A 26736-nucleotide genomic window follows, 5' to 3' on the forward strand; every position below is an offset into this window, starting at 1 on the left:
TTGAAGCGGCGCCCGGAGCCGTGAAGAGGTTCAGGGTGCGGCATCCGCCCCCTCTATCGATGATCAAGGAGTGAATGATGAAGCTTTTCCGTATGGCGGCGGTGCTGGTGCTGGTGGCTGGACCGGCCTTCGCGCAGGATTCGCCCCATATCAATCTGATGGCGGATAGCCCCTCCAAGACCGACGACGAGAAGGCGGCGGATGCCGCGCGCGACAGGGCCTACAAGGAGACGTTGAAGAAGATCCCGGACGCCAAGGCGTCCAACGATCCCTGGGGCGGCATGCGTGCCGACCCGCCGAAGCAGCCCGCGCCGAAGGCCTCGGCCGCCACCAGCGCGCCCAAGAAGACCAGGGCCGGCACGGCCGCCAATTGACCATCGCTCCGGAGGCGGGTGACGCCTCCTTTCGGGACTCCCCATCGCCCGGCCCTGATCCTACATTCCGTCGCAGTGTTGCGTTGAGGAGGCAGGATATGGCGGATCGCCCGCGGGACCTCGCCGAGCGGATGGCGCGCCGGCGCAAGCAGCCCGCCGGTTCGGGCGACAAGGCCGGTGACGGCTATCTGCGCGAGAGCTTCATCCTGCCGCGCGCCGCGGCACGGGCAAGGGCGCAGGCCTTCTTCGCGCGCTATCCCAAGGCCGGTTACATGAGCGAAGTCGAGAACTGGCGCGAACTGCCCGGCGGCGACATTGAATTCACCATGCGGCGGCTGCCCAGCGCCGACTAGTCCTGGTCTGGCCTCTCAATCCGGCCGGGTTCACGCCGTCTTGTGCCCGATGGCCTTCAGCTCCCGATCGATGCGCAGCTGCACGCGACGGATCGCCAGCAGGTCGATCTTCGTCTCGGTCTTGCCCGTCTTGGTCTCGTCGCCGATCCGGAACTGCCACTGCCAGACGCCCGGGGTAGCCGTCTTTGCAACCGTGAACTCAACGCCCCTGTGATTCATGGTCACCTCCACGATTCACCTTGCCATGTCGGGTAACATGCTGGGCGCCGTCATATACCATCGACAAGCAAAATTTGCCGTCAAGTCGCGGACAGCTCGTCGGAATTCAGCAAGCGCGCGCAGTTCGAAACAAGCGAAATCGGATTCCGAAAGAAGAAACCAATGGATGCGTTTGCGTCAGAGGTCGTTGACACTCCTTAGGGTCAGGAACTCTGTTCGTGCTGGGAGAACTACGGAGAAATACTCATGCTGGCGCGCAAGAAAAAACCCCGCCAGGGGAGAGCCGGGCGGGGTAGAAGGTTATTGGAGGCTGAGGTGCTGGGCTGCAACACCATAGCCGCATGACCGTAGCCCGCTCAGCTTACGACAGCCTGACAGATCGGATCGCGAGTCGAATCTCAAGTCGAATCCCGTAAGTCGGCATCACCACGCGACCGCCGAAAACAGAAAACCCCGCTCGGGGGCGGAGCGGGGTTTAACTGGGTATGGAGGCCCGGTGTTGGTCCACCGGGTAAGGCGACGCTAGAGCATCCGGCTTACGGGTGCCTTACGCAAGCTTGCGCGAAGCTTGCGGCCAGCCTGCGCGTCCCAATTCAGACATGCGGGCGCACAACTTCAGACACATCCGTTGGCGACACTTCGCGGGCACGGTGAAGCCATGGGGGATACATGGCGCGCCGATAGCGGGGTGGCATCATGGACAAGGTAGAGCGGTCATTTGCCGCCGCGACGGCGGCTGGCTTCGTGGTATTGGTGATCGGCATCGTGCTGCTGGCGCTGATGTAACGGCAACTTTGACGGCACGCGCCGCCAAACGCGCGAAAACAACCCCCATGCACAGTAGGCAACAGCCTGTTTCGCCTGGCGTTTCCTAGTGCACCTTGATCTCGTCCAGCGGCAGGCGGAGATCGGCCGCGCGCTCCGCCCGGTCCTTCTTGCGGAACTCGATTTCCTTGCGCTCGAACTTCGCCATCTCCTCGAGCGCCGCCTCGCGCAGGGTATTGCGCCTGAGCGCATCGGCTTGCGCATTTTCCGTCATGATCCAATCCCCCATTGTGGCGGCCCGGTTTCAAGTCGGCAGCCGCGGAAAAGTTCTGTGCCGAACGATTGCGAAAATATGACGGCAGAATGGCTCTGCGTCTTTGATGCGCATTATTTTCAGAGCAAGAAGCGCGGCCTCACATTTTGCGGAGCACAGCAGCAGTGGCCGCTTGTCGTGCTATCGTCCGATGCCGCACCGGAGATGGCCATGGGCTTTTGGCTGTTCGTCATCATCTCGATCGCATCGATCCCGCTCGCAGGCGCAATAGCGTGCGAGCGCAACAGGCCGTCTAGAAAGTGGCTTTGGATCGCTGCCACGGTCGGTCCCCTGGCGCCTCTGGCGCTGCTGATTCTGGGAGATGCGAAGCGCCCGGCCTCCGGCAATTGAAGCGGCCTTCAGGGCGCGGCGAAATGAAGAACCACGGCGGCCACGACACACAGGCCAATGGAAATGGCCGCTCCATAGCGAGGGGAGGGCCAGGCCCCGCCCGTGACGAACAAAAGCCCGGTGGCCGTTGCTAGCTTGAGAGCGTTCGTGATCATGCGCCCAGTATGGGACCGCCCGGTGCCCCAGGAACACTCACAAATTCGAAATGAAGGCCCAGTGGCGACAAAAACCGCTCCGTTCCGCAAAGAACATATTGCGAACATAGAACATATAGTGTACATTGCTTTTATCGACGACCCGCCGCGCCAACCGTTTGTCCCACACGCGAATCCTCGCCATAAGGAGCTCGACCAATGTCCACCACTGCCCTGCGTATCGTCGAAGGATCCTCCATGGACAAGAGTAAAGCTCTCGCCGCCGCGCTCTCCCAGATCGAGCGCCAGTTCGGCAAGGGCTCGGTGATGAAGCTCGGCAAGAACGACCGTTCGATGGATGTCGAGGCGGTCTCCTCGGGCTCGCTGGGGCTTGATATTGCGCTCGGGATCGGCGGCCTGCCGAAGGGGCGCGTCGTGGAAATCTACGGACCGGAATCCTCGGGCAAGACCACGCTGGCGCTGCACACGGTGGCGGAAGGGCAGAAGAAGGGGGGTATCTGTGCCTTCATCGACGCCGAGCACGCGCTCGACCCGGTCTATGCCCGTAAGCTCGGGGTCAATATCGACGAACTCCTGATCTCCCAGCCCGACACCGGCGAGCAGGCGCTGGAAATCTGCGACACGCTGGTGCGCTCCGGCGCGGTCGACGTGCTGGTGATCGATTCGGTCGCGGCACTGGTGCCGAAGGCCGAGCTCGAAGGCGAGATGGGCGATGCGCTGCCGGGCCTCCAGGCTCGCCTGATGAGCCAGGCGCTGCGCAAGCTCACGGCCTCGATCAACAAATCCAACACCATGGTGATCTTCATCAACCAGATCCGCATGAAGATCGGGGTGATGTACGGCTCGCCGGAAACCACCACCGGCGGCAATGCGCTGAAATTCTATGCCTCGGTCCGCCTCGACATTCGCCGCATCGGCGCGATCAAGGAGCGTGACGAAGTCGTCGGCAACACCACGCGCGTCAAGGTGGTGAAGAACAAGCTGGCGCCGCCCTTCAAGCAGGTCGAATTCGATATCATGTACGGCGAGGGCGTTTCCAAGATGGGCGAGATCCTCGATCTCGGCGTCAAGGCCGGCATCGTCGAGAAATCCGGCGCCTGGTTCTCCTATGACAGCCAGCGTCTCGGCCAGGGTCGCGAGAATTCGAAGGCGTTCCTGAAGGCCAACCCCGACATCACCGCCAAGATCGAGACCTCGATCCGCCAGAACTCCGGCCTGATCGCCGAGCAGATTCTCGCCGGCAGCCCCGAGCGCGACGCCGACGGCGACGAGCCGGCGGACGAGTAAGTCCTAACGCGAAGATCTTTCGCGAGGAGCGGGCGCTGAGGACGTTGAGTTGCCGACGTCGTCAGTGCCCGTTTCTTTTTTGGTGTGGGGTCGTGATCGGGGGACGCGATGAGGCGTATGACCTTGGCGAGTTCGTCCGGCTTTGGTCTCTCCAAATCGAAGCTGGCCGAAATCGTCGTAACGTTCTCTTTTCGCTTCCAGTGGGGATCAATGCCTCCACCTGAAATGCTTGCAGCTTATTTTGCTGCGCGTTCGGAGAACCTTCTACCGGGTGATCACTGGTCGGATTGGGGCATCCGATGGCCTCAGACCATCAGGGACAGCAAAGATTTATCCTTTGTCGATTCTTGCGAAATGTACAACGTGATCGAACTCTGGTTCGACCCGAATCCCGGAGATTCTGACGAAGCCTTGATGCTACCGGCATGATGCGGCTCATCGTGACGACGGATTCGTCCACCGCAGGCGCCATTCAACGCGCCGGCCTTGCCGATCTCGTAATTGCGATCGAGCGCCGGCTGGTCTGGGGACCTTGGCCGTCCGATGCTGAGCTTGAGGCGTTCTTTGCGCCACGCTCAACGCAGCCACCTGGCCTTCATTGGCTGGACGACACGCCGCTCAGGCAACTCGAGGGATCGGGTGTGAAAGATCGCGGTTTGGTCGAATTGTTTGCGGAATGCGCCTCGGTCGAATTGTGGATCGGGCCTGAGCCGAATGCGCAATTGATTCTGCTCTGGTTGCTCGATCAGTGCGGGAGCGAGAAGTCGGCGGTTTCCAAGCTCGTCATGCGTCAGCTGGATATTTCTATTGGCGGCGTCGAACCAGAGGAGCTTGCGAAGCATAGCCCGCCGCGTGTCAGTCCCACACAAGGCCACGTTGAACTGGCTGAGCGGGCCTGGCGTGTCCATCGTGCGCCGACGCCGCAGGCTTGGTACGACCTCCTCAAAGCAGATCTAAATCTGCTGCCGCAACTCGGTCAGTGCGTGCTGGACCTGCTCGAAGAGCTTCCGAATGTCACCACCGGTCTTGGAGCGACGGAAACGCGGATACTGGAGTTGATCGCACCAGGCGGCGTGCAGCCCTTTGATGTCTTTCCGGGCGATCAGAAGCGTAATAAGCGACGCGTTTTTGGCTACTGGGAAGTCGGAGCGCTGCTTGATGGGCTCGCGCGATCTCCAGTGCCGGCCGTATCCGGGCTGGAGGATGGGCCGTTCACACTCGACATGAACAACGATTCTGTTCGTCACGCCCAGTACAAGCAATCCCGCCTGTTGCTCACTGAATTCGGGAAGGCGGTACTGGCAGGAAACGCGGATGCTCTCCGCCACAACCCGATCCATCGCTGGTGGGGTGGTACTGAACTGACCAATGAACGGCTGTGGCGGTGGGATCACGAAGGCAGCTCATTGGTCGCGCCCTAGCGGCGCGTTCGGTGCTGTAGGGTGGGCAAAGGCGTAACGCGCCGTGCCCACCACCTTTCACCTCATACAAAGGCCGTGGGCACGCTCCGCTTTTGCCCACCCTACGAAACCTCCGTCGCGTCCTACTCCGCCGCTTCCGCGTAATCGCTCACCGGCGGGCACGAGCACACCAGATTGCGGTCGCCGTAGACGTTGTCGACGCGGCCGACCGGGCACCAATATTTGTCGGTGCGCGAGGTGCCCGCGGGGAAGCAGCCCTCAGAGCGGGCATAGGCGCGCTTCCAATCGTCATCGGCGATGTCGTGCACGGTGTGCGGGGCGTGACGCAGCGGCGAGGCCGCGATCTCAAAGCGGCCGGCCTCGACCTCGGCGATCTCCTTCCGGATTGCGATCATGGCATCGCAAAAACGATCGAGCTCTGCCTTCGATTCCGATTCGGTTGGCTCGATCATCAGCGTGCCCGGCACCGGAAAACTCATGGTGGGGGCATGGAAGCCGTAATCGATCAGGCGTTTTGCGATGTCGTCCACCGTAACACCAGACGTCGTCTTGAGCGGACGGGGATCGACGATGCACTCATGCGCGACGCGGCCCTTGGCGTTCTTGTAGAGCACGGGGAAGTGCGCATCGAGCCTTGCAGCGATGTAGTTGGCGTTGAGGATCGCAATCTCGGTCGCGCGCTTCAGGCCTTCGCCACCCATCATCAGGATGTAGATGTAGGAGATGGTCAGGATCGACGCCGAGCCGAATGGCGCGGCTGACACCGGGCCGACCGGCACCTCCGCGCTCGTCGCGGGATGACCTGGCAGGAACGGCGCGAGATGCGCCTTGACGCCGATCGGGCCCATGCCGGGGCCGCCGCCGCCATGCGGGATGCAGAAGGTCTTGTGCAGATTGAGATGGCTAACATCGGCGCCGTAATCGCCGGGCCTGCTAAGGCCGACCTGCGCGTTGAGGTTGGCGCCGTCCAGATAGACCTGGCCGCCATGGCCATGGACGATGTCGCAGATCTCGCGAATGTGCTCTTCGAACACGCCGTGCGTCGAGGGATAGGTGATCATGACCGCGGCAAGGTCGTTCGAATGCTTCTCCGCTTTGGCGCGGAGATCGCTGACGTCGACGTCGCCGTTGGCTTCGCAGGCCACCACCACCACGTCCATGCCGACCATCGCGGCCGAAGCGGGATTGGTGCCGTGGGCGGATGAGGGGATCAGGCAGATTTTTCGGTGCGTCTCTCCGCGCGCCGCATGGTAGCCGCGGATCGCCAGCAGCCCGGCATACTCGCCCTGCGCGCCCGAGTTCGGTTGCAGCGAGATCGCGTCATAGCCGGTGATGTCGCACAGCCATTTTTCCAGCCGCGCGAACAGCGCGTGATAGCCCTTGGCCTGCTCACGCGGGGCGAAGGGGTGCAGGCTGCCGAATTCTGGCCAGGTCAGCGGCATCATCTCGGTGGTCGCGTTCAGCTTCATCGTGCAGGACCCGAGCGGGATCATGGCGCGGTCGAGCGCGAGGTCGCGATCGCTGAGCTTGCGCATGTAGCGCAGCATCTCGGTTTCCGAGCGATGTGCGTGGAACACGGGATGGGTGAGGAAGGCGGTCGCGCGCTTCAGCGCCTCCGGCAGCGCCTCGCGGGTGGTGGCGTCGATCTCGGCGTAGGCGAGCTGGCCGCCGAAGGCGCGCCACACCGCTTCCACGGTCGCGGGCGTTGTGGTCTCGTCGAGCGCGATGCGCAACGCGCTTTCACCAACACCGAGATTGATTGTCTCGGCGGCCGCGCGCGCGATGATCTCGGCGCGCCCGGCGCCGGCATCGACGCTGAGCGTGTCGAAGAACGCTTCGGATTGTGGGAAGAACCCGAGCTTGCGCAGGCCGCTAGCGAGCACGGCGGCGCGGCGATGCACATTGCGCGCGATCTGCGAGAGCCCCTCGGGGCCGTGATAGACCGCGTACATCGCCGCGATCACGGCGAGCAGTACCTGCGCGGTGCAGATGTTGGAGGTCGCCTTCTCGCGGCGGATGTGCTGCTCGCGGGTCTGCAGCGCGAGACGATAGGCAGGCATCCCACGGGAATCGACGGAGAGGCCGACGATGCGGCCGGGCAGCGAACGCTTCAGCGCATCGCGCACCGCCATGTAGGCGGCGTGCGGTCCGCCATAACCCATCGGCACGCCAAAGCGCTGCGCCGAGCCGATCGCGATGTCGGCGCCGAGTTCGCCGGGCGAGGCGAGCAGCGTCAGCGCCAGCAGATCGGCGGCAACGATCGCGAGCGCGCCCTTGGACTTCAGCGCCGCGATCGCGGGCCTGAGGTCGCGCACCGCGCCCGATGTTCCCGGATATTGCAGCAGCGCACCGAGCACGTCGGCCTTGTCGAGATCGGTGAGGGGATCGCCGACGACCAGCGACCAGCCGAGCGGCTCGGCGCGGGTGCGCATCACAGCTAACGTCTGCGGATGCACGTCCTTGTCGACGAAGAAGGCCTTGGCTTCCACCTTCGAGTGCCGCTCCGCAAGCGCCATGGCTTCGGCCGCCGCGGTCGCCTCATCGAGCAGCGAGGCGTTGGCGACATCGAGCCCGGTGAGATCGCAGATCATGGTCTGGAAATTGAACAGCGCTTCCAGCCGGCCCTGGCTGATCTCGGGCTGGTAGGGCGTATACGCCGTGTACCAGGCGGGGTTTTCGAGGATGTTGCGCTGGATCACCGCAGGCAAAATCGTGCCGGAATAGCCCTGGCCGATCAGCGAGGTGAAGACCTGGTTCTGGCGTGCGAGCTCGGCCATATGCGCGATCGCCTCGGTCTCGCTCAAGGGCTTGCCGAGATCGAGCGGGGTTGTTTGTCGGATCGAGGCGGGGAGCGTTTCCGCCATCAACGCGTCGACGCTCTTGGCGCCGACGGTTTCGAGCATTGCGGTGACATCGCGCGCCGATGGGCCGATGTGGCGGCGAGCGAAATTGGCGGCGGTGTCGCCGCTGGATTTACGGTGCGCGGTCATCGCTTGCTCCATCGTCCTTAAGCCGTATGTGCCTTGTAGGCGGCTTCATCCATGAGGCCGCCGAGCTCGCTCTTGTCGGCAATCCTGATCTTGAAGAACCAGGCCGCGGCTTGCGCATCCGAGTTCACCAGCGCGGGCTCGGCGGCGAGCGCATCGTTGGTCTCGAGCACTTCGCCGGTCACAGGCGCATAGACGTCGGAGGCGGCCTTCACCGATTCCACGACGGCGGCGGCCTCGGCCTTCTTCAGGCTGCGGCCGACCTTGGGCAATTCGACGAACACGACGTCGCCGAGCTGCGACTGCGCGTAATCCGTGATGCCGACGGTGGCGACATCGCCGTCGATCGCGAGCCATTCATGGTCGGTGGTGTACAGCGTCGTGGTCATTTTGTTGTCCTCAGCGTTTGTAGGTGTTTTTCACGAAGGGCATGGCGGCGACGGTGAGGGCTAAGCGTTGCCCGCGCACCTCGGCAAAGAGTTTTGTGTCGAGCGCGCTCAGGGCGGTGGGCACATAGCCCATCGCGACCGGCGCATTCAGGCTCGGGCCGAAACCGCCCGAGGTGACCCTTCCGACCGGCTGGCTCGATGTCGCGTCTGCAAACAGCAGCGCACCCTCGCGCACCGGCGCACGGCCCTCAGTGCGCAGGCCGACGCGGCGGCGGGATGCGCCGTGATCGAAATGAGCCAGGATTTTCTCGGCCCCGGGAAAACCACCAGTGCGGGCACCGCCGCTGCGGCGGCTCTTCTGCACCGACCATTCCAGCGCGGCCTCGACCGGCGTCGTCTCCGTGTCGATGTCGTGGCCGTAGAGGCAGAGCCCGGCTTCGAGCCGCAGGCTATCGCGGGCCCCTAAGCCGATCGGCATCACGTCGGGATTGTCCAGCAGCATCTTGGCGAGCCGCTCGGCGTCCGCAGCAGGTACCGAAATCTCAAAACCGTCCTCGCCGGTGTAGCCCGAGCGCGAGACGAAGCAGGCGAGACCGGCGACCTCATGCGGGCCGGCGTCCATGAACTTCATGGCGGGGGCCTCTGCACACAATTTCGCCAGTGCGGTTTCGGCCTTGGGGCCCTGCAACGCGATCAGCGCGCGGTCGGCGAGCGAATCGATGACGCAGGTGTCGGAGAGATTGGCGCGCAGATGCGCTTCGTCCTCGGCCTTGCAGGCGGCGTTGACCACCAGAAACAGATGATCGCCGAAATTGGCGACCATCAAATCGTCCAGGAGGCCGCCATCGGCATTGGTGAACTGGGCGTAGCGCTGCCGTCCCGGTGCAATCGCCACGATGTCCTGCGGCACCAAGCGCTCCAGCGCGCGGGCAGCGTCTTCGACTTTGCCGGATTTCGGCCGAAGCGCGATCTGGCCCATATGGGAGACGTCGAACAGGCCGGCCTGGCTGCGGGTCTGGAGGTGCTCTTTCAGGACGCCCGCAGGATATTGCACGGGCATCTCATAGCCCGCGAACGGCACCATCTTGCCGCCCAGCGAGACATGAAGGTCGTAAAGGGGGGTACGTTTCAGGGAGTCTTGGCCGTCACGCACTGGCATCGCAGGGGTCCTCGGCGGTTCCCCGGAGACGATTCCCCGGTGGACACCAGTCGAAGCCCCATCTGTCGCTGTGCCTGAGAGTATTATCCCGTCGGCGGACGCAGTCCGGGCCAACCCACCTTAAAAGGGAATTGCCCGTCGGCGCCTCTTTCCAGATGTCGTCAAAGCCACGCGGTCCTTTTGCCTGAGAGTTTCCGGGGCGGTTGCTCCTTCGGCGCCGGCTGCCTAAAGCCGATCTCTCCCGACGTGGCCGTACGATACAGATGGGTACAGACCACAGGCCGCCCAAGCCTGTCAACGCGGGCCTTGCGGCTTTCAACGGGATTGCAACGGGATTGCGCGACTGCGGCAACCCTCTGATCTCTCTGCACAGTTTCTGGACAGCGAAGCTGGCCTTGTCTAAAAGCGCTTCTGTCAGCAGATATCAGCCCAAACTCGCGGTTTGGGTGGCGTAAAGCGGGCCCAAGCACACCCGATTGGATGAACATGAGCGGCGTCAACGAGATCAGGTCGACCTTTCTGAACTTCTTTGCCGAGAACGGCCACGAGATCGTGTCGTCCTCGCCATTGGTGCCGCGCAACGACCCGACATTGATGTTCACCAATGCCGGCATGGTGCAGTTCAAGAACGTCTTCACCGGTGTCGAGAAGCGGCCCTATCAGCGCGCCACCACGTCGCAGAAATGCGTGCGCGCCGGCGGCAAGCACAATGACCTCGACAATGTCGGCTACACCGCGCGCCATCTCACCTTCTTCGAGATGCTCGGCAACTTCTCGTTCGGCGACTATTTCAAGGAGCGCGCGATCGAGCTGGCCTGGAAGCTGATCACCAGGGAATACGGGCTGAAGAAGGACAAGCTGCTCGTCACCGTCTACCACACCGACGACGAGGCGCACGGTCTCTGGAAGAAGATCGCCGGCTTCTCCGACGACCGCATCATCCGCATTCCGACCTCGGACAACTTTTGGGCGATGGGCGATACGGGGCCGTGCGGTCCGTGCTCGGAGATCTTCATCGATCGCGGCGAGCACATCTGGGGCGGACCTCCGGGCTCACCGGAAGAGGACGGCGACCGCTTCCTCGAATTCTGGAATCTCGTGTTCATGCAGTACGAGCAGGTGACGAAAGAGGAGCGCGTGGATCTGCCGCGTCCCTCGATCGACACCGGCATGGGCCTCGAGCGCATGGCCAGCATCATGCAGGGCGTCGAGAGCGTGTTCGAGACCGATCTGTTCCGTCATCTGATCGACGCGACGTCGTCCGCGCTCGGCAGCGGGCCGAACGAGCAGACCGTCGCCTCGTTCCGCGTCATCGCCGACCATTTGCGTTCGTCGGCGTTTCTGGTTGCGGATGGCGTGCTGCCCTCCAACGAAGGCCGCGGCTATGTGCTGCGCCGGATCATGCGCCGCGCGATGCGCCATGCGCAGCTGCTCGGCGCGAAAGAGCCGCTGATGCATCGCCTGGTCTGGGCACTGGTCCGCGAGATGGGCCAGGCCTATCCCGATTTGATGCGCGCGGAAAACCTGATCGAGGAAACGCTGCGGCTGGAAGAGACACGTTTTCGCAAGACGCTGGTGCGCGGCCTTGCCATTCTCGACGAGAAGAGCGCGTCCTTGAAGAAGGGCGACATGTTCGACGGCGACGTCGCCTTTACGCTGTACGACACCTACGGCTTTCCGCTCGACCTGACGCAGGATGCGCTGAAGTCGCGCGGGATCGGCGTCGACCAGGCTTCGTTCACCGACGCGATGGAGCGTCAGAAGGCCAAGGCCCGCGAATCCTGGAAGGGGTCTGGCGAGGCGGCGTCCGAGGCGATCTGGTTCCCGCTGCGCGAAAAGCTGGGTGCGACCGAATTTCTGGGCTACGAGACCGAGAGCGCTGAAGGCGTGGTCTCCGCGCTGGTGAAGGACGGCAAGGAAGTAGCCCACCTCAAGGCCGGCGACACCGGTGCGCTGCTGCTGAACCAGACGCCATTCTATGCGGAGTCCGGCGGCCAGGTCGGCGACACCGGCGTGCTGACGGGCGAGGGCGGCATCAAGTTCCGCGTCACCGAGACGCAGAAGAAGCTGGGGGATTTCTTCGTGCATGTCGGCACGGTTGAGAGTGGCGAGCTGAAAATCGGCACCGCGCTGCAGCTCGAGGTCGATCACGGCAGGCGCTCGTCGATCCGCGCGCATCATTCGGCGACGCATCTCATTCACGAGGCGCTGCGCCAGGTGCTCGGCGATCACATCGCCCAGCGCGGCTCGATGGTCGCGCCCGATCGTTTGCGCTTCGACTTCGTGCATCCGAAGCCGATCACGGCGGAAGAACTCGCCCGCGTCGAGGACATCGCCAACGATGTGGTGCTGGAGAACGACGAGGTCACCACCCGCGTCATGGGCGTCGACGAAGCCCGCGAGGCCGGCGCGCGCGCGCTGTTCGGCGAGAAATATGGCGACGAGGTTCGCGTCGTTTCGATGGGCCGGACCGCGCGCGAGCGCGGCGCCAATGCGCTCGGCTGGTCGGTCGAGCTGTGCGGCGGCACGCATGTGCGGCGCACCGGCGACATCGGCCTGATCACGCTGACCGGCGAGAGCGCGGTGGCCTCGGGCGTGCGCCGCATCGAGGCTTTAACCGGCAACTACGCGCGAAAACACGCCAACGAGACCATGGCGCTGGCGAAGACCGCCGCCAACGAACTGCGTACCTCCATTGACGACGTGCCGGCGCGCATCACCGCACTGATGGAGGAGCGCAGGAAGCTCGAGCGCGAATTGTCCGACGCCCGCAAGAAGCTGGCGATGGGCGGCGGTGCCTCCGCCGGCAGCAATGGTGCAGCCAGCGGTGTGCGCGAGGTCGGCGACGTCAAGCTGATGGCGCGCGCGGTCGAAGGCATCGAGATGAAGGACCTCAAGAGCCTTGCGGACGACGGCAAAAAGCAGATCGGCTCCGGCGTCGTCGCCATCGTCGGCGTCACCGAGGACGGCAAGGCCGGTGTCGTGGTCGGCGTGACCGCCGATCTCATCTCGCGCTTCAATGCGGTCAATCTGGTGAAAATCGCCTCCGAAGCGCTCGGCGGCAAGGGCGGCGGCGGCCGGCCCGACATGGCGCAGGCCGGCGGCCCCGACGGTGCCAAGGCAGCTGATGCCTTGACCGCGATCGAAAAAGCGATGGCAGGCGCGTAAAGCTCGCGCGCCTCGTTCCGCGAGGTCTCAGCCCTTGCGCAGGAAAACGTACTCGGCCGAGTACGGCGCGCTCTTGAGCTCGCCGGCCTTGCCGCAAGAACCCTCGAGCTTGCCGCCATGGGTGTTGATGCGCTGGACGGTGGTGACCGGCGTCAGCACGCCGCTACCGCGGTGGGCGGTGACCTCCAGCTTCAGCCAGGCGATATCGGCGGCCGTTGCGCCCGGCGCGTTGCCGGCGGCCTTGGCGGCGACCGCGCTGCCGTCAGCGTGCTCCCAGTTCGGGCCGGCATAGTGGCGGCCGATGGTCTTGCCCTCGGAGAGCAGCGTTGCGATCGGCTCGCGGAAGGCCCAGGCGAGCTTGCCGTCGGTGCCGGCCTTGCACTCATAGACCTGCGCGCCCTCGGCGTGGACGCTGAGCACGACGGTCTCGCCGGGCGCCGCGATGGCGTCGGGAAGCGTCTCGGCTGCGGAGGCCGGTCCAATCAGGGCCGCGAGTGACAGCAGGCAGGGGGCAGCAAGCTTGATGAACATGGTCGGTCTCCGCAAACGGCTCTCAAAAAACGAACGGGCCGCGCTATGGCGCGGCCCGCGATGATGTCCGATTCCAGTCGGGCGAAATTGCGGACGGCTTACGCCGCCAACGCCTTCGTGAGATTCTCCGCGACCTTGTCGAGGAATCCGGTGGTCGAGAGCCAGCGCTGGTCGGCGCCGACCAGCAGCGCCAGGTCCTTGGTCATGTAGCCTTCCTCGACCGTGTCGACGCAGACCTTCTCCAGCGTCGCCGCGAACTTCGCGAGCTGCGGATTGTTGTCGAGCTTGGCGCGGTGCGACAGGCCACGGGTCCAGGCGAAGATCGACGCGATCGAGTTGGTCGAGGTCTCCTTGCCCTTCTGGTGTTCGCGGAAGTGACGGGTCACCGTGCCGTGAGCGGCTTCGGCTTCGACCGTCTTGCCGTCCGGGGTGAGCAGCACCGAGGTCATCAGGCCGAGCGAGCCGTAGCCCTGCGCGACCGTGTCGGACTGCACGTCGCCATCGTAGTTCTTACAGGCCCAGACATAGCCGCCGGACCATTTCAGCGCCGAGGCGACCATGTCGTCGATCAGGCGGTGCTCGTAGGTCAGGCCCTTGGCGTCGAATTCCTTCTTGAACTCGCGCTCATAGACGTCCTGGAAGATGTCCTTGAAGCGGCCGTCATAGACCTTCAGAATCGTGTTCTTGGTCGAGAGGTAGACCGGATAGCCGCGCAGCAGGCCGTAGTTCAGCGATGCGCGGGCGAAATCGATGATGGAATCGTCGAGGTTGTACATTCCCATCGCGACGCCGGCATCGGGGGCCTTGAACACTTCCTTCTCGATGACGGTGCCGTCTTCGCCGACGAACTTCATCGACAGCGTGCCCTTGCCCGGGAACTTGAAGTCGGTGGCGCGGTACTGGTCGCCATAGGCGTGACGGCCGATGATGATCGGCTTGGTCCAGCCGGGAACCAGGCGCGGCACGTTCTTGCAGATGATCGGCTCGCGGAAGATGCAGCCGCCGAGGATGTTGCGGATGGTGCCGTTCGGCGACTTCCACATCTGCTTGAGGTTGAACTCCTTCACCCGGGCCTCGTCCGGGGTGATGGTGGCGCACTTGACGCCAACGCCGACCTTCTTGATCGCTTCGGCGGCGTCGATGGTCACCTGATCGTTGGTGTGGTCGCGGTACTCCATGCCCAGGTCGAAATACTGCAGCTCGACATCGAGGTACGGGTTGATCAGCTTGTCCTTGATGTACTGCCAGATGATCCGGGTCATCTCGTCGCCATCGAGTTCGACGACGGGATTGGATACCTTGATTTTTGCCATGATCGGGGAAGCCCTCTTGGGAATGGCGCCGCAGGCGCCAATTTGAATATCCGGCGCCTCTTAGCACCGGACCGCGGCGGGCGAAAGCCAAGTGATTATGCACTTTTAGCTCATCCAGCTTCCACAGATGGGGGGCCGAGCCGGCCGCCGCGGCCTCGGCCGGGCTGAAGTTTCAGGCGAGATTCAAAAGTCGAATCCAACCCGTTATTTCCCTTGAGAATTTTGTCAGGACAGGCAAACGACAGGCGAGCGGGCCATCGGCCCAAGACTGGGGTAAGACCGGGGCAAGGCCGGCTGTGAATCAATTCCTGAAGAGCGCCTCTGCAAGGTCTTGAGAGATAGTGTGAAAGTGGAATGAGATGTCCGGCACCGACAAGACCAAGGCAGGGCTCGCCCTCGACGGTCCCATCGTCATCCTGGTCGAGCCGCAGCTCGGGGAAAACATCGGCATGGCCGCGCGCGCCATGGGCAATTTTGCCCTGAGCGGCTTGCGCATCGTCAACCCGCGCGACGGCTGGCCCAACATCGCCGCCCAGCGGGCGGCCGCCGGCGCCGACCACATTCTGGAAAAGGTCGAATTGTTCGACACCGTCGGTGAGGCCGTCGCCGATCTCGACCTGCTGTTCGCCACCACCGCGCGCCCCCATGACCAGGCCAAGCCGGTGGTCGGGCCGGAAGCCGCAGCAAGCGAGATCGCGGGGCACGTCGCCACCGGCGGCAAGGCCGGCATCCTGTTCGGGCGCGAGCGCTGGGGGCTGACCAATGAGGAGGTCGGGCTCTCCAACCGCATCATCACCTTCCCGGTCAATCCGGGCTTCGCTTCGCTCAACCTCGCCCAGGCCGTGCTGCTGGTCGGCTACGAATGGTTCAAGCGGGCCACATCCGGCGAGCTGCCGCACGCCATGCCGAAGCGCTCCGAACGCGCGTCGCAGCATCAGATGCAGGCCTTTTTCGACAACCTCATCCGCGAGCTCGACCGGGTCGAGTTCCTGCGCCCGGCCGAGAAGCGCGACACCATGCTGGTCAATCTGCGCAACATCTTTAGCCGGATGGAGCCGACCAAGCAGGACATGCACACGCTCCACGGCGTGGTGATGGCGATCGCGGAAGCGCGCAAGGGCCCGGCCAAGGGTGGCGTGCTCGACGGTGAGCAGGCCACGCGGCTGCGCGCGCTGCTGGCCGAGCACGGTCAGGGCGGCGGCGTGCCGGACAGCGGTTCGACCGTGCGCGGCCTTGCCCGGCTGCTCCGCCGCAACCCGACCGATGCCGAGCGGCTGCTCTGGCAAGCGCTCACGCGTGATCGCCGCTTCGCAGGAGCCTTCAAACGCCAGACTCCGGTCGGCCGCCACATCCCGGACTTCGTCTCGTTCCCGCACCGGATCGCGATCGAGCTGGTCAACCCGGGCGAAGGCGAGGCCATCGCCGCTGACCGCGCCTCGCGGCGGAGCTGGCTCGAGGCGCGGGATTATCGGGTGATGGAGATCCGGGCCGCGGATGTCGAGCGGGACATCGAGGCGGAGCTGGCGCGGCTGCAGGGCATGATCGAGCAAGCGACATAGGTCTCAATGGCGGGCACGGTATGCGCCTTTGCCCACCATACGAGATCGTCACCCGCGCCCGAGCTGCACGTCGCGGTCGACTGCAATCCACGTCGTCTTGGCGACCGCCAGCAGTCTTCCGGCTTCATCATGGAGCGCGGCCTCGGCCAGGCGCTTGCGGCCGTCGCGGCTGGTTGGCCATGCCGTGATGATGCAACGCGTGCCAGGGCGTGGCCGGGATTCGATCCGTGCGGACATCCGGCCCAGCAGCAGCGGCGTCTTGTCGACGGTGTTGCTCTGCGGATCGCAATTGCAGGCGAAGCCGGTGGGGCAGTCGAGCGCGGACCAGAGGAATTCGGGCGCGATGAGGCCGTCCTCGGCGGCGAGATTTGGATCCGGTGTCCAACTCGATGCGAGAACAGGGCGTTGCGCAATCCGCCCCAGCGGTCCGGCGAAAATGCGCAGGCCGTCTCCTTTCGCCCTGGCGGGGCCGCAGACGAAACAGGTTGGCAGCGGATGCTCGTGCGGCTTGACCGGCGTCAGCAATTCGGCGGCGCAGGCCTCCTCGAAGCTGGCGGTCTCTGGCCGCGCAAGCTCGACGCTCATCGCGCGTCCGGTCGCGACGATTTTGCCGCCGTCGCGAAGCTCCCATGTGCCATCGTCGGTCGCGATCGTAGCGAGCGGCGTGTCCAGCGGAGGCGGCGCGCGCAGTGTCACCTCCGCGCCGCCGGGAATGTGCTGGGCCAGCCGGCCGCAGACATAGCCGCCGTTGCCGGAGTTCGGCGGACCGCAATAGCGCCTGTCGATGATGATCTCGGTCAAAGCTTGCCTTCCTGTCGCGCTGGTCCACGCGCACTCTATCGGATCTTGAGAATAATTCTTCCCTGAACCGTTCGGTTGGCCACGGCGTGCATGGCTTCGATGACATCCTCCAAAGGGAGGACACGATCGATGTGCGGGCGGATTTTTCCGTCGGCCAGCAATTGCATCAGCGTGTCGTTCATGCGCGCAGCCTCGGCGGAATATTTCTCCGCCCAGGCGCCGGCGAAGACGCCAATGATGGCGTAGTTCTTGAGAAGCGGCAGGTTCATCGGGATCGATGGAATCGTGCCGCTGGTGAAGCCGATCGGCATCAGCCGGCCGCCCCAGTTCATCAGCCGGGCCATCTGCTCGAAGATCGCGCCGCCGATAGTGTCGAAGCCAATGTCGATGCCTTGCCCCGATGTGATCGACTTGAGCTTGTCGCGCAGATCCTCGCTGCGATAATTGACGACATCGCTGGCGCCATAGCTGCGCACCAGCGCAGCCTTGTCGTCGGAGCCGACACCGGCGACGACGCGCAGGCCGAGATGACGGCCGAGGTCGACGGCGGCGAGCCCGACACCGCCGGCGGCGCCCGTAATGAACGCGGTTTCGCCGCGTTGCGCCCGTGCCCGCTCGACCAGCGCGTAATAGGCGGTGCCGTAATTGTGAAGCACCGTCGCGGCCGCCTCGAACGCGACGCCATCAGGCAGGCGCGCGCTCTTCGATTCCTTGGCGATCATCCGTTCGGCGTAGCCGCCGGTCCAGCTGCTGCACGCCACGCGATCGCCGGGGACGAATTGTATGACCTTGTTGCCAACAGCGACGACGACACCGGAAGCTTCGGTACCAGGCACGAAGGGCAGCGGCGGCCGCATCTGGTAAAGACCCGAGACCAGCAACTGGTCCATGAAGCTCACCGAGGCCGCGTGGACGTCGATGAGAATTTCGTCATCGGCCGGCATCGGCTCGTTGATCTCGCTCACGCGCAGGTCAGCCGGTCCGGTGAAAGACTTGCAAACAACCGCTTTCATCGGGATGCTCCTTCCGTCTGGCGCCGTGCAAACAGACGTGGCACCAGCATGGGAACGCGTCGGCGATAGTCCTGGTAGGTCGCGCCAAACTCGGCGATCAGATCCCGTTCCTCGAACTGGAGCGCAAACAGGACGTAGGCGGTGTTCGCGAGCGCGAACAGCAAATGGCCGGCGGTCATCTCGGGCGTCGCCCAGAACGCGAGCAGCAAGCCGAGCATGAGCGGATGCCGTACGATCTTGTAGAGCAGCGGCGTTCGGAACGATTGACCTGATATCTCGGCTCCGCGCCACGCGACGAAAGCCTGGCGCAGGCCGAACAGGTCGAAATGATCGATCATGTGGGTCGACGCGAACGCGATCAGCCAGCCGAGCCAATGCACTGAGATCAGCAACCACGCCATCAGGCCGCTCGTCTGCCAGATCGGCATCAGGATCGGGCGCCACTGCCAGAACAGTAAGAGGAGGACCAGGCTGGAGAGCAGCACATAGGTGCTGCGCTGGCAGGCCGCCGGAAGGAATTTGGCCGACCATCGCTTGAACCCTGTGCGCGCCATCACGCTGTGCTGGATGGCAAACAGGCTCATCAGCAGCAGGTTGACGATGACGGCTTCGCCTGGATTCCCCGAAGGGCCGACGTCGATCGACCTCGGCACGACACAATTGCCGACGAAACCGATCGAGTAGAGAAATGAGATCGTGAACAGGGCGTAGCTCACGAGGGCGTAAAGCAGGATCAGGAGGCGCGAGACCATGGTTTCTCCTATTGTGCCTGTGACAGGGGTGCCGCATGCAGGAGCCTGAATCGCGTGCAGGCGAAGGGGCTCGGTCAGGCCCGATGGCTACCGCTCGACCGTCCCCTGTGCGTCCCCCGAGAGGAGGAGGGATTCCATGACGGCTTTCTCGCTCGGGACGTTCGGGTTCCCGGAAGTCCATGCCGACGGCCGCCCGATCAAGCTGGCCTTGCGCAAGGGGCTTGCTCTGCTGGTCTATCTCGCGGAGGCCAAGGGCGCCGTCGCGCGGGACGTGATGGCCACGCGGTTGTGGCCCGAGGCCGACCGCGAGACCGGGCTGGCGCGCTTGCGGCGCCTGCTTCATCGCATCGAGCTTGCGCTTGGCGAGCAGGTTTTCGAGACCGATCGCAGCAGTGTGCGATGGTCGCCGGACGTCGAACTGAAGGTCGACTCGCATCTGTTCGAGAACGCCTGCGACCGCGGTGCGTTCGAAGAGGCCTGCCGGATTTATCGAAGCGACTTCCTCGCGGGTTTCTCGCCGGAGGACGCTCCTGAATTCGACGATTGGGCCTTCTTTCGCCGCGAGGCGCTGCGGGGGCGGCTCGTGCATGCGCTGGAGCGGCTCGTGCAGGACAAGAATGCCGCCGGCGATCATTTTGCCGCAACCGCGCATGCGGGGCGTCTGGTCGAGCTCGATCCGCTCAGCGAAGTCTATGGCCGGCATCTGATCCGCAGCCTGCTGCTATCAGGCGATCGCAGCGCCGCGGAACGGCACCACGCGGCCCTGACGCAGCGGCTGCGCGACGAGCTTGGCGTGGCGCCGGAAGCCGAGACCGAAGCGCTGATGAGCCCCGCCGCTGCACCGCATGGGCTTCCGGCGACGCGCTACGTCAAGGGCGCGGGCGTGCATCTGGCGTATCAAGCCTACGGCAGCGGCCCGCTCGACATCCTGGTGATGCCCGGCTTCGTGTCGCATGTTGAGCGCGCCTGGGAGCATCCCGCGAGCCGGACGTTTCTGGCGGCATTGATGAAGCTCGGGCGCCTCGTTGTTTTCGATCGCCGCGGCATTGGGCTGTCCGACCGGGTCGGCTCAGCCCCCGGTATCGACGTCACCGCGGAGGACATCGGCACCGTGCTGCGGGCGGCGGAGTCGCGTCGCGTCGTGCTGTTCGGCGCATCTGAATGCGGTCCGGCTTGCATTAAATTTGCGGCCGATGATGACAGCCGTGTCGTCGGGCTCATTCTGTTCGGCGCGTTGGCCAAGGGTTGCTGGGCGGAAGACTATCCGTATGCGCTGCGCGCCAGCCAGTATGATGCCTGGAGCAAGCACCTCATCACACAATGGGGTGGCCCGGTCGGGATCGAAGCTTTTGCGCCCAGTCTCGCAGGCGATCCCCAGGCGCGCGCCTGGTGGGCCGGACTGCTGCGCGCGGCCTCCAGCCCCGGCGGGATCTCGGCCGTGCTCGAAGCGTTTCGCGATGCCGACGTGCGAGACCTGCTGCCGCAAATCACCGTGCCGACGCTGGTGCTGCACCGGCGCGACGACAAGGCTGTGCGCATCGCGGCGGGCCGAGACGTGGCGAGCCGGATCAATGGCGCGCAATTCGTCGAGCTCGACGGCAACGATCACTGGTTCTTTGCCGGCGATCAGCAGCCGGTGCTGGAAGCGATCAGGCGATTTACGGAAACTCTGAAGCGGTAAGCCTCATTTATTGGCACGTTTCGTGCCTCCCAAAGCGGCAGGCCCGTCACAATGCCTGACCAAGGGAGACCCTGATATGAAACGCGAAGACCTCACGGAAAAGCTGCTCGACATCAAGCGCGAGAAGGGCTGGAGCTGGAAATACATCTGCGAGCAGATCGGCGGCTATGCGGAGGTGCTGATTGTCGGTGCAATTCTCGGTCAGATGAAATTGACAAAACCGCAGGCGGCGAATGCCGGCGAGCTGTTCGGCCTGTCCAAGTCCGAGACCGCCATGCTGAACGAGGTGCCGATGCGCGGCACCGGCACGGCGATGCCGCCGACCGATCCCTTGATCTACCGCTTCTACGAGATGGTGATGGTGAATGGTCCGGCCTGGAAAGCGCTGATCGAGGAAGAATTCGGCGACGGCATTATGTCGGCGATCGACTTCGACATGGGTATTGAACGCATCGCCAACCCCAAGGGTGATCGCGTCAAGATCACCATGAGCGGCAAATTCCTGCCGTACAAATATTACGGCGCCAGCGGCAATGTGCCGGAGTACGGCTTTAAGGAGGGCGAATAGCGAATTGCGAGTAGCGAATGGAATCAGCTCCGTTCGCTACTCGCCACTCACCATTGGCTTACAGGATCGCGCCCGGCGTGTACCTGGCCGCCTCAGGCTTCGCCTTCGCCAGCGCGTCAACCTGCTCGGCGAAGTAATCGACCTGGGCGCCGGCATCGCCGGAATTGGCGCGGCCGTGATCGAGCACGCGCTGCAGTTCGGCTTCGCTCAAGCCGAGGCGCTGATCGGCAGCGAGACGCTGCAGCAAATCGTTCTGCACGATCTTGCCGGTGCGTAGGTCGCGAATGGCCGCGACCGCGTGCTCCTTGATCGCCTCATGGGCGCCTTCGCGGCCAGCTCCTTTCTTGACCGCTTCCATCATCACCGTGGTGGTCAGCAGGAAGGGCAGGTAACGATTGAGCTCGTTCGCGACGACGGCGTCGAACACTTCCATCTGGTCGAGCACGGACAGCAGGGTCTCGAGCAGGCCGTCCATGGCGAGGAACGCATCGGGCAGCATGACGCGGCGGACGACCGAGCAGGAGACGTCGCCTTCGTTCCACTGATCGCCGGCGAGGCCGGCGGCCATGGCGAGGTAGCCCTTCAGCACGACATGCAGGCCGTTGATGCGCTCGCAGGAGCGGCTGTTCATCTTGTGCGGCATCGCGGACGAGCCGACCTGGCCCTTGGCAAAACCTTCGCTGGCGAGCTCATGGCCCGCCATCAGGCGGATGGTTTTGGCAAAGTTGCCGGGACCGCTGGCAAGCTCGGTGAGGACGCTGACCGCGCGGAAGTCGAGGCTGCGCGGATAGACCTGGCCAACCGCATCAAAGCTCTTGGGCAGGCCGAGGTGGACGAGAATGCGCTGTTCGAGCGCGCGGGCCTTGCCGGCATCGCCGTTGAACAAGGTGATCTGGTCGAGTCGGGTACCGACAGCGCCCTTCAGGCCGCGCGCGGGATAGGTGTCCAGCACGTTGACCAGGCTCTGATGCGAAACCAGCATCTCCTCGCCGAACATGGCGATGCGCTTGCCGAGCGTCGTGACCTGCGCGGCGACGTTGTGCGTGCGCGCGGTGAACGGCATGTCACGCAATTGCTTGGCGTGCTTCGCAAAGCGAATGAGCGCGGCGATGCTCTTGGTCTCGATCAGCTGCAGCCCGCGGTAGACCTGCAGCTGCTCCACGTTCTCGGTGAGGTCGCGGCTGGTCATGCCCTTGTGCAGGTGCTCATGACCGGCCAGATCGCAGAACTCCTCGATCCGCGCCTTCACGTCATGGCGGGTGATACGCTCGCGCCGCATGATGGAGGCCAGGTCGACCTGGTCTTTGACGCGCTCGTAAGCCTCGACCACGCCATCGGGCACGGGAATGCCGAGATCGCGCTGGCCTTTCAGCACGGCGATCCAGTAGTCGCGTTCGAGGCGGACCTTGCCTTCGCCGCTCCAGATGGCGCGCATGGCGGGCGAGGCATAGCGCTGGGCGAGGACGTTCGAAATGTGATCTTGGGACATGCCGCCCATTTGGCATTGCCGGGGGCTGGCCGCAAGCCCGAGAGGGCGAGCGGCAGGGAGGCCTTCCGTGGCCATCCACCGCTCGCTGTTAAGCTTATTTTCCGGCCTTCAACTCGGCGGCGGCGACCGCGACCAGCTCGTTCATCTTGCCACGAATCGCCTGTTCGGTGAGGGCGACGTTCTTGGCCGCGAAATCGGCCATGACCTTGCGCAGGACGTCGCCGTCGCCGGCCTCCTCGAAATCCGCGGCGACCACCTCCTTGGCATAGGCGGTGGCGGCTTCGCCGGTGATTCCGAGCTTTTCGGCCGCCCACAACCCCAGCAGCCGGTTGCGGCGGGCCTCCGCCCTGAATTTCTGCTCCTCGTCGAGGGCAAACTTCTTCTCAAAGCCTTCCTCGCGCTTGTTGAATTCGCTCATGCGTCTTCCAATTCCTTTGCGGCTGCCGGACGCGGCGGCCCTCGTTGCGAGGGCCCCTGCGCATGCCTAGATAGGGGGCACGAATCGGCGAAACAACGAGCCGTAAAGCCGCAGGCAAGGTGGTATAAGTCAGCGTCGGATGGGCCGGATCGATTGTGCTCGGACAGCCAATCGGATAGGTTGCCTAAAGGCTTGGTTCCCGTTCTGTTTCCAAGGATTCGGATGGGGTTCCAGGTCGTTCACGGCAGCTCCGCTGTGGGTCGTAACCTGGTAACCGGAGCAAACCAAACACATGGATTTCAACAAAACACGGTACATCCCAATGAGCCGTCGGCGTCGCATTTATGAAGGCAAGGCAAAGGTTCTTTATGAAGGTCCGGAGCCCGGTACCCTGATCCAGCACTTCAAGGATGATGCCACCGCGTTCAATGCGAAGAAGCATCAGGTGATCGAGGGCAAGGGTGTCCTCAACAACCGGATCTCGGAGTACCTGTTTCAGCACCTCAACGACATCGGGGTGCCAACCCACTTCATCCGCCGCCTCAACATGCGCGAGCAGTTGATTCGCGAGGTCGAGATCGTGCCGCTCGAGGTGGTGGTGCGGAACGTTGCCGCCGGCTCGCTGTCGCAGCGCCTCGGCATCGAGGAGGGCACCCAGCTGCCCCGTTCGATCATCGAATTCTATTACAAGAACGATCAGCTCAACGACCCCATGGTGTCGGAAGAGCACATCACCGCCTTCGGCTGGGCCACGCCGCAAGAGATCGACGACATCATGGCGCTCGCCATCCGCGTCAACGACTTCCTCACCGGCCTCTTCCTCGGCATCGGCATCCGCCTCGTCGACTTCAAGATGGAGTGCGGCCGGCTGTTCGAGAACGAGATGATGCGCATCATCGTCGCCGACGAGATCTCGCCGGATAGCTGCCGTCTGTGGGACATCAAGTCGAACGAGAAGCTCGACAAGGATCGTTTCCGCAGGGATCTCGGTGGCCTGCTCGAGGCCTATACCGAAGTTGCCAAGCGGCTCGGCATCCTCATGGAGAACGAGCGGCCGGTGGGTTCCGGTCCGGTGCTGGTGAAGAGCTGAAGAGGATTATGACGTGAAGGCACGTGTTACCGTTACCTTGAAGACGGGCATCCTCGATCCGCAGGGCAAGGCCATCGAAGGCGCGCTGAAGTCGCTCGGCGTCGACGGCGTCGCCAGCGTCCGTCAGGGCAAGGTGTTCGACATCGAGCTCGCCGGCGCCGACAAGGCCAAGGCGGAAGCCGCGCTGAAGGACGCCGCCGACAAGCTGCTCGCCAACACCGTGATCGAGAACTATCGGGTCGAGCTGCTCTGATGAAGGCCGCCATCCTCGTCTTCCCCGGAATCAATCGCGAACGCGACATGGCTCGCGCGCTGAAGCTCATCTCGGGCCATGAGCCTGCGATGGTGTGGCACGCCGAGCCGTCGCTGCCGGCAGGCACGGACCTCGTGGTCGTTCCCGGCGGCTTCTCCTACGGCGACTATCTTCGCTGTGGCGCGATTGCAGCGCGGGCGCCGGTGATGGACGCGGTGCGCGATTATGCGGCCAAGGGCGGGCTCGTCCTTGGCGTCTGCAACGGCTTTCAGATCCTCTGCGAATCCGGACTTCTGCCGGGCGTGCTGATGCGCAATGCGCAGCTGAAATTCATCTGCAAGGACGTGCATCTGCGCGTCGAGCGCTCCGATACCCCGTTCACCCGCGGCTACAATGCCGGCCAGGTGATCCGCGTGCCGGTTGCGCACGGTGAGGGCAATTACGAGGCAGACGAAGAGACCATCAAGCGCATCGAGGGCGAGGGACGCGTGCTCTATCGCTATTGCTCGGCCGACGGTGCGGTCGACGAGAGCCACAACATCAATGGCGCGGCGCATTCCATCGCCGGCCTCGTCAACGACAAGGGCAACGTGCTCGGAATGATGCCGCACCCCGAGAACCACGTCGAAGACATCATGGGCTGCACCGACGGTCGCGGCCTGTTCGCAGGCCTCACCGCGCATCTGGAAAAGGCCGCGTGATTTCGTTCGTTGTGCCGGCATTGCCGATCGCGATGGTGATGCTGGCGGACGACGCCAAACCGTAGCGGTTCGCACTAGCGCAGCTTCAGCCGCTCCGCCGGCACCGTCATCGCGGCAACCCCGGCCATCACCAGCAGCAGTCCCATCGCCAGGTTCGACGGCACGCTCTCGCCGAGCAGCAGCACCGACAGCGCGACGCCGATCGGGATGCGCAGATACCCCTGCGCGTTCGTGGTTAGCGTGCCGAGGCGGCCGAGGCACATGTAGAACAGCATCAGACCTAGCGCGCTGGAGACGATGCCCATGACGATGGTGGCGACAATCGCGGTTGGGGTCGGGTGCAGCGCCCAGGGCTGGTCGATGATCAGCGAAGGCGGCAGCAGCAGGAGGCCGCCGAACAGCAGCGAGCCGGCCGCCACCACCATCGGGTCGTAATCGGAGAGCCGGAGGCCGAAGATCGTCGCACAAGCAAATGAGATGGTGGCGAGCAGGATCGCGATCTCCGCCACGATCTCGCTGCCGAAACCGCGCAGCGCATCGAGCCCGATGATGGCGATGGTGCCGGCGAGACCGAGGATCGCGCCCAGGAGCTTCAGCAGTGTCGCCGGTTCGTGCCGCGTGACCAGCGAGGTGATCAGGAAGGCGAAGATCGGCGTCGTCGAGGCCAGCACCACCGTGTTCGACGCCGGCACATATTGCTGCGACCAGGTGATGACCAGAAACGGAAAGGTCGAGTTGATCAGTTGCTGGGTCGCAAACAGCTTCCAGGCCTTGGCGTCGGTCGGGACCTTGACGCCGCGCATCCACAGGATCGCGAACAGGAAGGCGGCCGCGATCAGCGAGCGCACCGAGATGAAGGTCACCGGCGGGATGGTGGGAAGCGCGAGCTTTGCCAGCGGGTAGGTCGAGCTCCAGCAGCAGGCGAGCGCGAACAGCAGCGCGTAGTCGCGCCAGTTGCGCGCACCCGTGACGGTCATGGATGGCGATGACGATACGGCGGCCGTGGTGCGGCCTGACGATGTGCTCTGCGGCACCTTGTTTCTGCTCCCCGCGCTCCAGCGCTGTCCGCAACTGCGGGCGAGGGGGTGCGAAAAGGGAAGGTGCGGAGCTATGCGTTTGCCTGCAGTGCCGGCTTCCGCTTCACCCGCTTGATCGTCCCGGAGAACGTGAACAGCGGCCGGCCTGCTGAGGTCAGCTTGCCGCGCAGGAAGATCAGTGAGCCGCCGGCGCGAGAGACTTCGCCTGTGCATTCGACCAGCTCGCCCTCGCGGGCCGCATCGAGGAAATCGCAGGCGAAATTGGTGGTCACGGCCGGGCCATCCAGCTCGTGGGTGGCGATCGCAAACAGGCAATAGTCGGCGAAGGCCATGAAGCAGCCGCCATGGACGTTCCCAGAGCCGTTGAGGTGCTTCTTCTCGACGCGGAAGGCCGAGCGAACGCTGCCGTTGTCCTCGATCTTGTGCCAGAACGGGCCGATATGGCTCTCAAAACTGTCGCGGATCCAGGTTCGCCAACCCCTGAACTCGCCCTCGGTGGCGACGTGCAGGTCAGGGCGGCGGGTGGAGGGGACTTTGGTCAATTCGTGCAAGGAAATGGGCCTTCAATTACGGGTCTTTAGCCCTTAAA

General features: G+C 64.0%; 27 protein-coding genes and 1 riboswitch. Of the genes, 13 read left to right on the forward strand and 14 right to left on the reverse strand.

Going from position 1 to position 26736, the window contains the following annotated elements:
- Positions 1 to 77: 77 nt before the first annotated feature.
- Together ABIA96_RS25955 and ABIA96_RS25960 are read left to right on the forward strand one after the other, a co-directional pair.
- The gene (locus tag ABIA96_RS25955) at positions 78 to 374 is read left to right on the forward strand and encodes a hypothetical protein (RefSeq protein ID WP_354139882.1); all 297 of its coding nucleotides are present in this window, start codon (positions 78 to 80) and stop codon (positions 372 to 374) included.
- Positions 375 to 472: 98 nt separating this feature from the next.
- Positions 473 to 727: a hypothetical protein gene (locus ABIA96_RS25960; protein ID WP_354139883.1), complete on the forward strand. Its 255-nt coding sequence runs from the start codon at positions 473 to 475 to the stop codon at positions 725 to 727.
- A gap of 30 nt (positions 728 to 757) precedes the next feature.
- Here ABIA96_RS25960 and ABIA96_RS25965 read toward each other — a convergent pair whose 3' ends face one another.
- Entirely contained in the window at positions 758 to 946 is a 189-nt protein-coding gene (locus tag ABIA96_RS25965; RefSeq protein ID WP_354139884.1) for a hypothetical protein, read from the reverse strand.
- An 871-nt stretch (positions 947 to 1817) separates the two neighbouring features.
- A complete protein-coding gene (locus ABIA96_RS25970) occupies positions 1818 to 1985 on the reverse strand; it encodes a hypothetical protein (RefSeq protein ID WP_354139885.1) in 168 nt (55 codons plus the stop codon).
- A 78-nt stretch (positions 1986 to 2063) separates the two neighbouring features.
- Here ABIA96_RS25970 and ABIA96_RS25975 point away from each other — a divergent pair, with 78 nt between their 5' ends.
- The 4 genes from ABIA96_RS25975 (at position 2064) to ABIA96_RS25990 (ending at position 5238) form a co-directional block, all read left to right on the forward strand.
- Entirely contained in the window at positions 2064 to 2375 is a 312-nt protein-coding gene (locus ABIA96_RS25975; protein ID WP_354139886.1) for a hypothetical protein, read from the forward strand.
- 353 nt (positions 2376 to 2728) lie between these two features.
- Complete coding sequence (recA, locus tag ABIA96_RS25980) at positions 2729 to 3817, forward strand: recombinase RecA (protein WP_354139887.1); 1089 nt, start codon at positions 2729 to 2731, stop codon at positions 3815 to 3817.
- A gap of 108 nt (positions 3818 to 3925) precedes the next feature.
- Positions 3926 to 4246, forward strand: a complete 321-nt coding sequence (locus ABIA96_RS25985; protein WP_354139888.1) for a hypothetical protein — start codon at positions 3926 to 3928, stop codon at positions 4244 to 4246.
- Positions 4243 to 5238, forward strand: a complete 996-nt coding sequence (locus tag ABIA96_RS25990; protein WP_354139889.1) for a hypothetical protein — start codon at positions 4243 to 4245, stop codon at positions 5236 to 5238. Before ABIA96_RS25985 ends, ABIA96_RS25990 begins: the two co-directional genes overlap by 4 nt.
- A gap of 122 nt (positions 5239 to 5360) precedes the next feature.
- Here the strand turns inward: ABIA96_RS25990 and gcvP are convergent, their stop codons facing one another.
- From gcvP to gcvT, 3 genes are read right to left on the reverse strand one after another with little or no spacing between them, the layout of a single operon-like run.
- Complete coding sequence (gcvP, locus tag ABIA96_RS25995) at positions 5361 to 8228, reverse strand: aminomethyl-transferring glycine dehydrogenase (RefSeq protein ID WP_354139890.1); 2868 nt, start codon at positions 8226 to 8228, stop codon at positions 5361 to 5363.
- A 17-nt stretch (positions 8229 to 8245) separates the two neighbouring features.
- Entirely contained in the window at positions 8246 to 8614 is a 369-nt protein-coding gene (gcvH, locus tag ABIA96_RS26000) for a glycine cleavage system protein GcvH (protein ID WP_354139891.1), read from the reverse strand.
- Between the two features lie 10 nt (positions 8615 to 8624).
- Positions 8625 to 9773, reverse strand: a complete 1149-nt coding sequence (gene gcvT, locus ABIA96_RS26005; RefSeq protein ID WP_354139892.1) for a glycine cleavage system aminomethyltransferase GcvT — start codon at positions 9771 to 9773, stop codon at positions 8625 to 8627.
- Positions 9774 to 9936: 163 nt separating this feature from the next.
- A riboswitch (glycine riboswitch) is annotated at positions 9937 to 10027 on the reverse strand.
- A 232-nt stretch (positions 10028 to 10259) separates the two neighbouring features.
- Here gcvT and alaS point away from each other — a divergent pair.
- Entirely contained in the window at positions 10260 to 12941 is a 2682-nt protein-coding gene (gene alaS, locus ABIA96_RS26010) for an alanine--tRNA ligase (RefSeq protein ID WP_354139893.1), read from the forward strand.
- A 27-nt stretch (positions 12942 to 12968) separates the two neighbouring features.
- Here alaS and ABIA96_RS26015 read toward each other — a convergent pair whose 3' ends face one another.
- Together ABIA96_RS26015 and ABIA96_RS26020 are read right to left on the reverse strand one after the other, a co-directional pair.
- The gene (locus ABIA96_RS26015) at positions 12969 to 13472 is read right to left on the reverse strand and encodes a DUF3455 domain-containing protein (RefSeq protein ID WP_354139894.1); all 504 of its coding nucleotides are present in this window, start codon (positions 13470 to 13472) and stop codon (positions 12969 to 12971) included.
- A 98-nt stretch (positions 13473 to 13570) separates the two neighbouring features.
- A complete protein-coding gene (locus tag ABIA96_RS26020) occupies positions 13571 to 14785 on the reverse strand; it encodes an NADP-dependent isocitrate dehydrogenase (RefSeq protein ID WP_354139895.1) in 1215 nt (404 codons plus the stop codon).
- Between the two features lie 359 nt (positions 14786 to 15144).
- On the opposite strand from ABIA96_RS26020, the gene ABIA96_RS26025 reads away from it, so the two are divergent.
- A complete protein-coding gene (locus ABIA96_RS26025; protein WP_354139896.1) occupies positions 15145 to 16344 on the forward strand; it encodes a TrmJ/YjtD family RNA methyltransferase in 1200 nt (399 codons plus the stop codon).
- Between the two features lie 48 nt (positions 16345 to 16392).
- On the opposite strand, the gene ABIA96_RS26030 is transcribed toward ABIA96_RS26025, so the two are convergent.
- The 3 genes from ABIA96_RS26030 to mddA are packed head-to-tail and all read right to left on the reverse strand — an operon-like array spanning position 16393 to position 18910.
- Positions 16393 to 17145 carry a PaaI family thioesterase gene (locus tag ABIA96_RS26030; RefSeq protein WP_354139897.1) on the reverse strand — a complete coding sequence of 251 codons (753 nt, stop codon included), beginning with the start codon at positions 17143 to 17145 and terminating at the stop codon, positions 16393 to 16395.
- Positions 17146 to 17180: 35 nt separating this feature from the next.
- The gene (locus ABIA96_RS26035) at positions 17181 to 18158 is read right to left on the reverse strand and encodes an NADPH:quinone oxidoreductase family protein (protein WP_354139898.1); all 978 of its coding nucleotides are present in this window, start codon (positions 18156 to 18158) and stop codon (positions 17181 to 17183) included.
- Complete coding sequence (gene mddA, locus ABIA96_RS26040) at positions 18155 to 18910, reverse strand: methanethiol S-methyltransferase (RefSeq protein ID WP_354139899.1); 756 nt, start codon at positions 18908 to 18910, stop codon at positions 18155 to 18157. The genes ABIA96_RS26035 and mddA overlap by 4 nt, the downstream gene beginning before the upstream one ends.
- 136 nt (positions 18911 to 19046) lie before the next feature.
- Here mddA and ABIA96_RS26045 point away from each other — a divergent pair, with 136 nt between their 5' ends.
- Positions 19047 to 20591, forward strand: a complete 1545-nt coding sequence (locus ABIA96_RS26045) for a bifunctional AfsR/SARP family transcriptional regulator/alpha/beta hydrolase (RefSeq protein WP_354139900.1) — start codon at positions 19047 to 19049, stop codon at positions 20589 to 20591.
- A 76-nt stretch (positions 20592 to 20667) separates the two neighbouring features.
- Positions 20668 to 21159, forward strand: coding sequence for a cyanase (gene cynS, locus ABIA96_RS26050; protein WP_354139901.1), 492 nt, complete (start codon positions 20668 to 20670; stop codon positions 21157 to 21159).
- Between the two features lie 58 nt (positions 21160 to 21217).
- Here cynS and purB read toward each other — a convergent pair whose 3' ends face one another.
- Positions 21218 to 22648 (reverse strand): adenylosuccinate lyase, encoded by a 1431-nt coding sequence (gene purB / locus ABIA96_RS26055; protein WP_354139902.1) that lies wholly within the window; start codon positions 22646 to 22648, stop codon positions 21218 to 21220.
- Positions 22649 to 22742: 94 nt separating this feature from the next.
- Positions 22743 to 23066, reverse strand: a complete 324-nt coding sequence (locus tag ABIA96_RS26060; protein WP_354139903.1) for a DUF1476 domain-containing protein — start codon at positions 23064 to 23066, stop codon at positions 22743 to 22745.
- A gap of 322 nt (positions 23067 to 23388) precedes the next feature.
- On the opposite strand from ABIA96_RS26060, the gene purC reads away from it, so the two are divergent.
- Genes purC through purQ form a run of 3 tightly spaced genes read left to right on the forward strand, consistent with a single transcriptional unit; the run spans position 23389 to position 25110 of the window.
- A complete protein-coding gene (purC, locus tag ABIA96_RS26065) occupies positions 23389 to 24156 on the forward strand; it encodes a phosphoribosylaminoimidazolesuccinocarboxamide synthase (RefSeq protein WP_208866972.1) in 768 nt (255 codons plus the stop codon).
- A 13-nt stretch (positions 24157 to 24169) separates the two neighbouring features.
- Positions 24170 to 24409 (forward strand): phosphoribosylformylglycinamidine synthase subunit PurS, encoded by a 240-nt coding sequence (purS, locus tag ABIA96_RS26070; RefSeq protein ID WP_015685059.1) that lies wholly within the window; start codon positions 24170 to 24172, stop codon positions 24407 to 24409.
- Positions 24409 to 25110, forward strand: coding sequence for a phosphoribosylformylglycinamidine synthase subunit PurQ (gene purQ / locus ABIA96_RS26075; protein ID WP_354139904.1), 702 nt, complete (start codon positions 24409 to 24411; stop codon positions 25108 to 25110). The genes purS and purQ overlap by 1 nt, the downstream gene beginning before the upstream one ends.
- A 74-nt stretch (positions 25111 to 25184) precedes the next feature.
- On the opposite strand, the gene ABIA96_RS26080 is transcribed toward purQ, so the two are convergent.
- Complete coding sequence (locus tag ABIA96_RS26080) at positions 25185 to 26144, reverse strand: DMT family transporter (protein WP_354139905.1); 960 nt, start codon at positions 26142 to 26144, stop codon at positions 25185 to 25187.
- A gap of 74 nt (positions 26145 to 26218) precedes the next feature.
- Entirely contained in the window at positions 26219 to 26698 is a 480-nt protein-coding gene (locus tag ABIA96_RS26085; protein WP_354139906.1) for a PaaI family thioesterase, read from the reverse strand.
- Positions 26699 to 26736: the final 38 nt, after the last annotated feature.

Source organism: Bradyrhizobium sp. LB11.1, from assembly GCF_040549385.1.
Classification (GTDB): Bacteria; Pseudomonadota; Alphaproteobacteria; order Rhizobiales; family Xanthobacteraceae; genus Bradyrhizobium.

What these genes read in the sequence shown, in the direction of transcription:
- purC (WP_208866972.1), top strand. Translation starts at nt 23,389, where the DNA reads ATGAGCCGTCGGCGTCGCATTTATGAAGGCAAGGCAAAGGTTCTTTAT.
- gcvH (WP_354139891.1), bottom strand. Translation starts at nt 8,614, where the DNA reads ATGACCACGACGCTGTACACCACCGACCATGAATGGCTCGCGATCGAC.
- recA (WP_354139887.1), top strand. Translation starts at nt 2,729, where the DNA reads ATGTCCACCACTGCCCTGCGTATCGTCGAAGGATCCTCCATGGACAAG.
- ABIA96_RS25965 (WP_354139884.1), bottom strand. Translation starts at nt 946, where the DNA reads ATGAATCACAGGGGCGTTGAGTTCACGGTTGCAAAGACGGCTACCCCG.
- gcvT (WP_354139892.1), bottom strand. Translation starts at nt 9,773, where the DNA reads ATGCCAGTGCGTGACGGCCAAGACTCCCTGAAACGTACCCCCCTTTAC.
- ABIA96_RS25990 (WP_354139889.1), top strand. Translation starts at nt 4,243, where the DNA reads ATGATGCGGCTCATCGTGACGACGGATTCGTCCACCGCAGGCGCCATT.
- ABIA96_RS26060 (WP_354139903.1), bottom strand. Translation starts at nt 23,066, where the DNA reads ATGAGCGAATTCAACAAGCGCGAGGAAGGCTTTGAGAAGAAGTTTGCC.
- ABIA96_RS25985 (WP_354139888.1), top strand. Translation starts at nt 3,926, where the DNA reads ATGAGGCGTATGACCTTGGCGAGTTCGTCCGGCTTTGGTCTCTCCAAA.
- purQ (WP_354139904.1), top strand. Translation starts at nt 24,409, where the DNA reads ATGAAGGCCGCCATCCTCGTCTTCCCCGGAATCAATCGCGAACGCGAC.
- ABIA96_RS26025 (WP_354139896.1), top strand. Translation starts at nt 15,145, where the DNA reads ATGTCCGGCACCGACAAGACCAAGGCAGGGCTCGCCCTCGACGGTCCC.
- ABIA96_RS26020 (WP_354139895.1), bottom strand. Translation starts at nt 14,785, where the DNA reads ATGGCAAAAATCAAGGTATCCAATCCCGTCGTCGAACTCGATGGCGAC.
- ABIA96_RS25960 (WP_354139883.1), top strand. Translation starts at nt 473, where the DNA reads ATGGCGGATCGCCCGCGGGACCTCGCCGAGCGGATGGCGCGCCGGCGC.
- ABIA96_RS26015 (WP_354139894.1), bottom strand. Translation starts at nt 13,472, where the DNA reads ATGTTCATCAAGCTTGCTGCCCCCTGCCTGCTGTCACTCGCGGCCCTG.
- ABIA96_RS25955 (WP_354139882.1), top strand. Translation starts at nt 78, where the DNA reads ATGAAGCTTTTCCGTATGGCGGCGGTGCTGGTGCTGGTGGCTGGACCG.
- purB (WP_354139902.1), bottom strand. Translation starts at nt 22,648, where the DNA reads ATGTCCCAAGATCACATTTCGAACGTCCTCGCCCAGCGCTATGCCTCG.
- cynS (WP_354139901.1), top strand. Translation starts at nt 20,668, where the DNA reads ATGAAACGCGAAGACCTCACGGAAAAGCTGCTCGACATCAAGCGCGAG.
- ABIA96_RS25970 (WP_354139885.1), bottom strand. Translation starts at nt 1,985, where the DNA reads ATGACGGAAAATGCGCAAGCCGATGCGCTCAGGCGCAATACCCTGCGC.
- ABIA96_RS26035 (WP_354139898.1), bottom strand. Translation starts at nt 18,158, where the DNA reads ATGAAAGCGGTTGTTTGCAAGTCTTTCACCGGACCGGCTGACCTGCGC.
- gcvP (WP_354139890.1), bottom strand. Translation starts at nt 8,228, where the DNA reads ATGACCGCGCACCGTAAATCCAGCGGCGACACCGCCGCCAATTTCGCT.
- ABIA96_RS26045 (WP_354139900.1), top strand. Translation starts at nt 19,047, where the DNA reads ATGACGGCTTTCTCGCTCGGGACGTTCGGGTTCCCGGAAGTCCATGCC.
- mddA (WP_354139899.1), bottom strand. Translation starts at nt 18,910, where the DNA reads ATGGTCTCGCGCCTCCTGATCCTGCTTTACGCCCTCGTGAGCTACGCC.
- alaS (WP_354139893.1), top strand. Translation starts at nt 10,260, where the DNA reads ATGAGCGGCGTCAACGAGATCAGGTCGACCTTTCTGAACTTCTTTGCC.
- ABIA96_RS25975 (WP_354139886.1), top strand. Translation starts at nt 2,064, where the DNA reads ATGACGGCAGAATGGCTCTGCGTCTTTGATGCGCATTATTTTCAGAGC.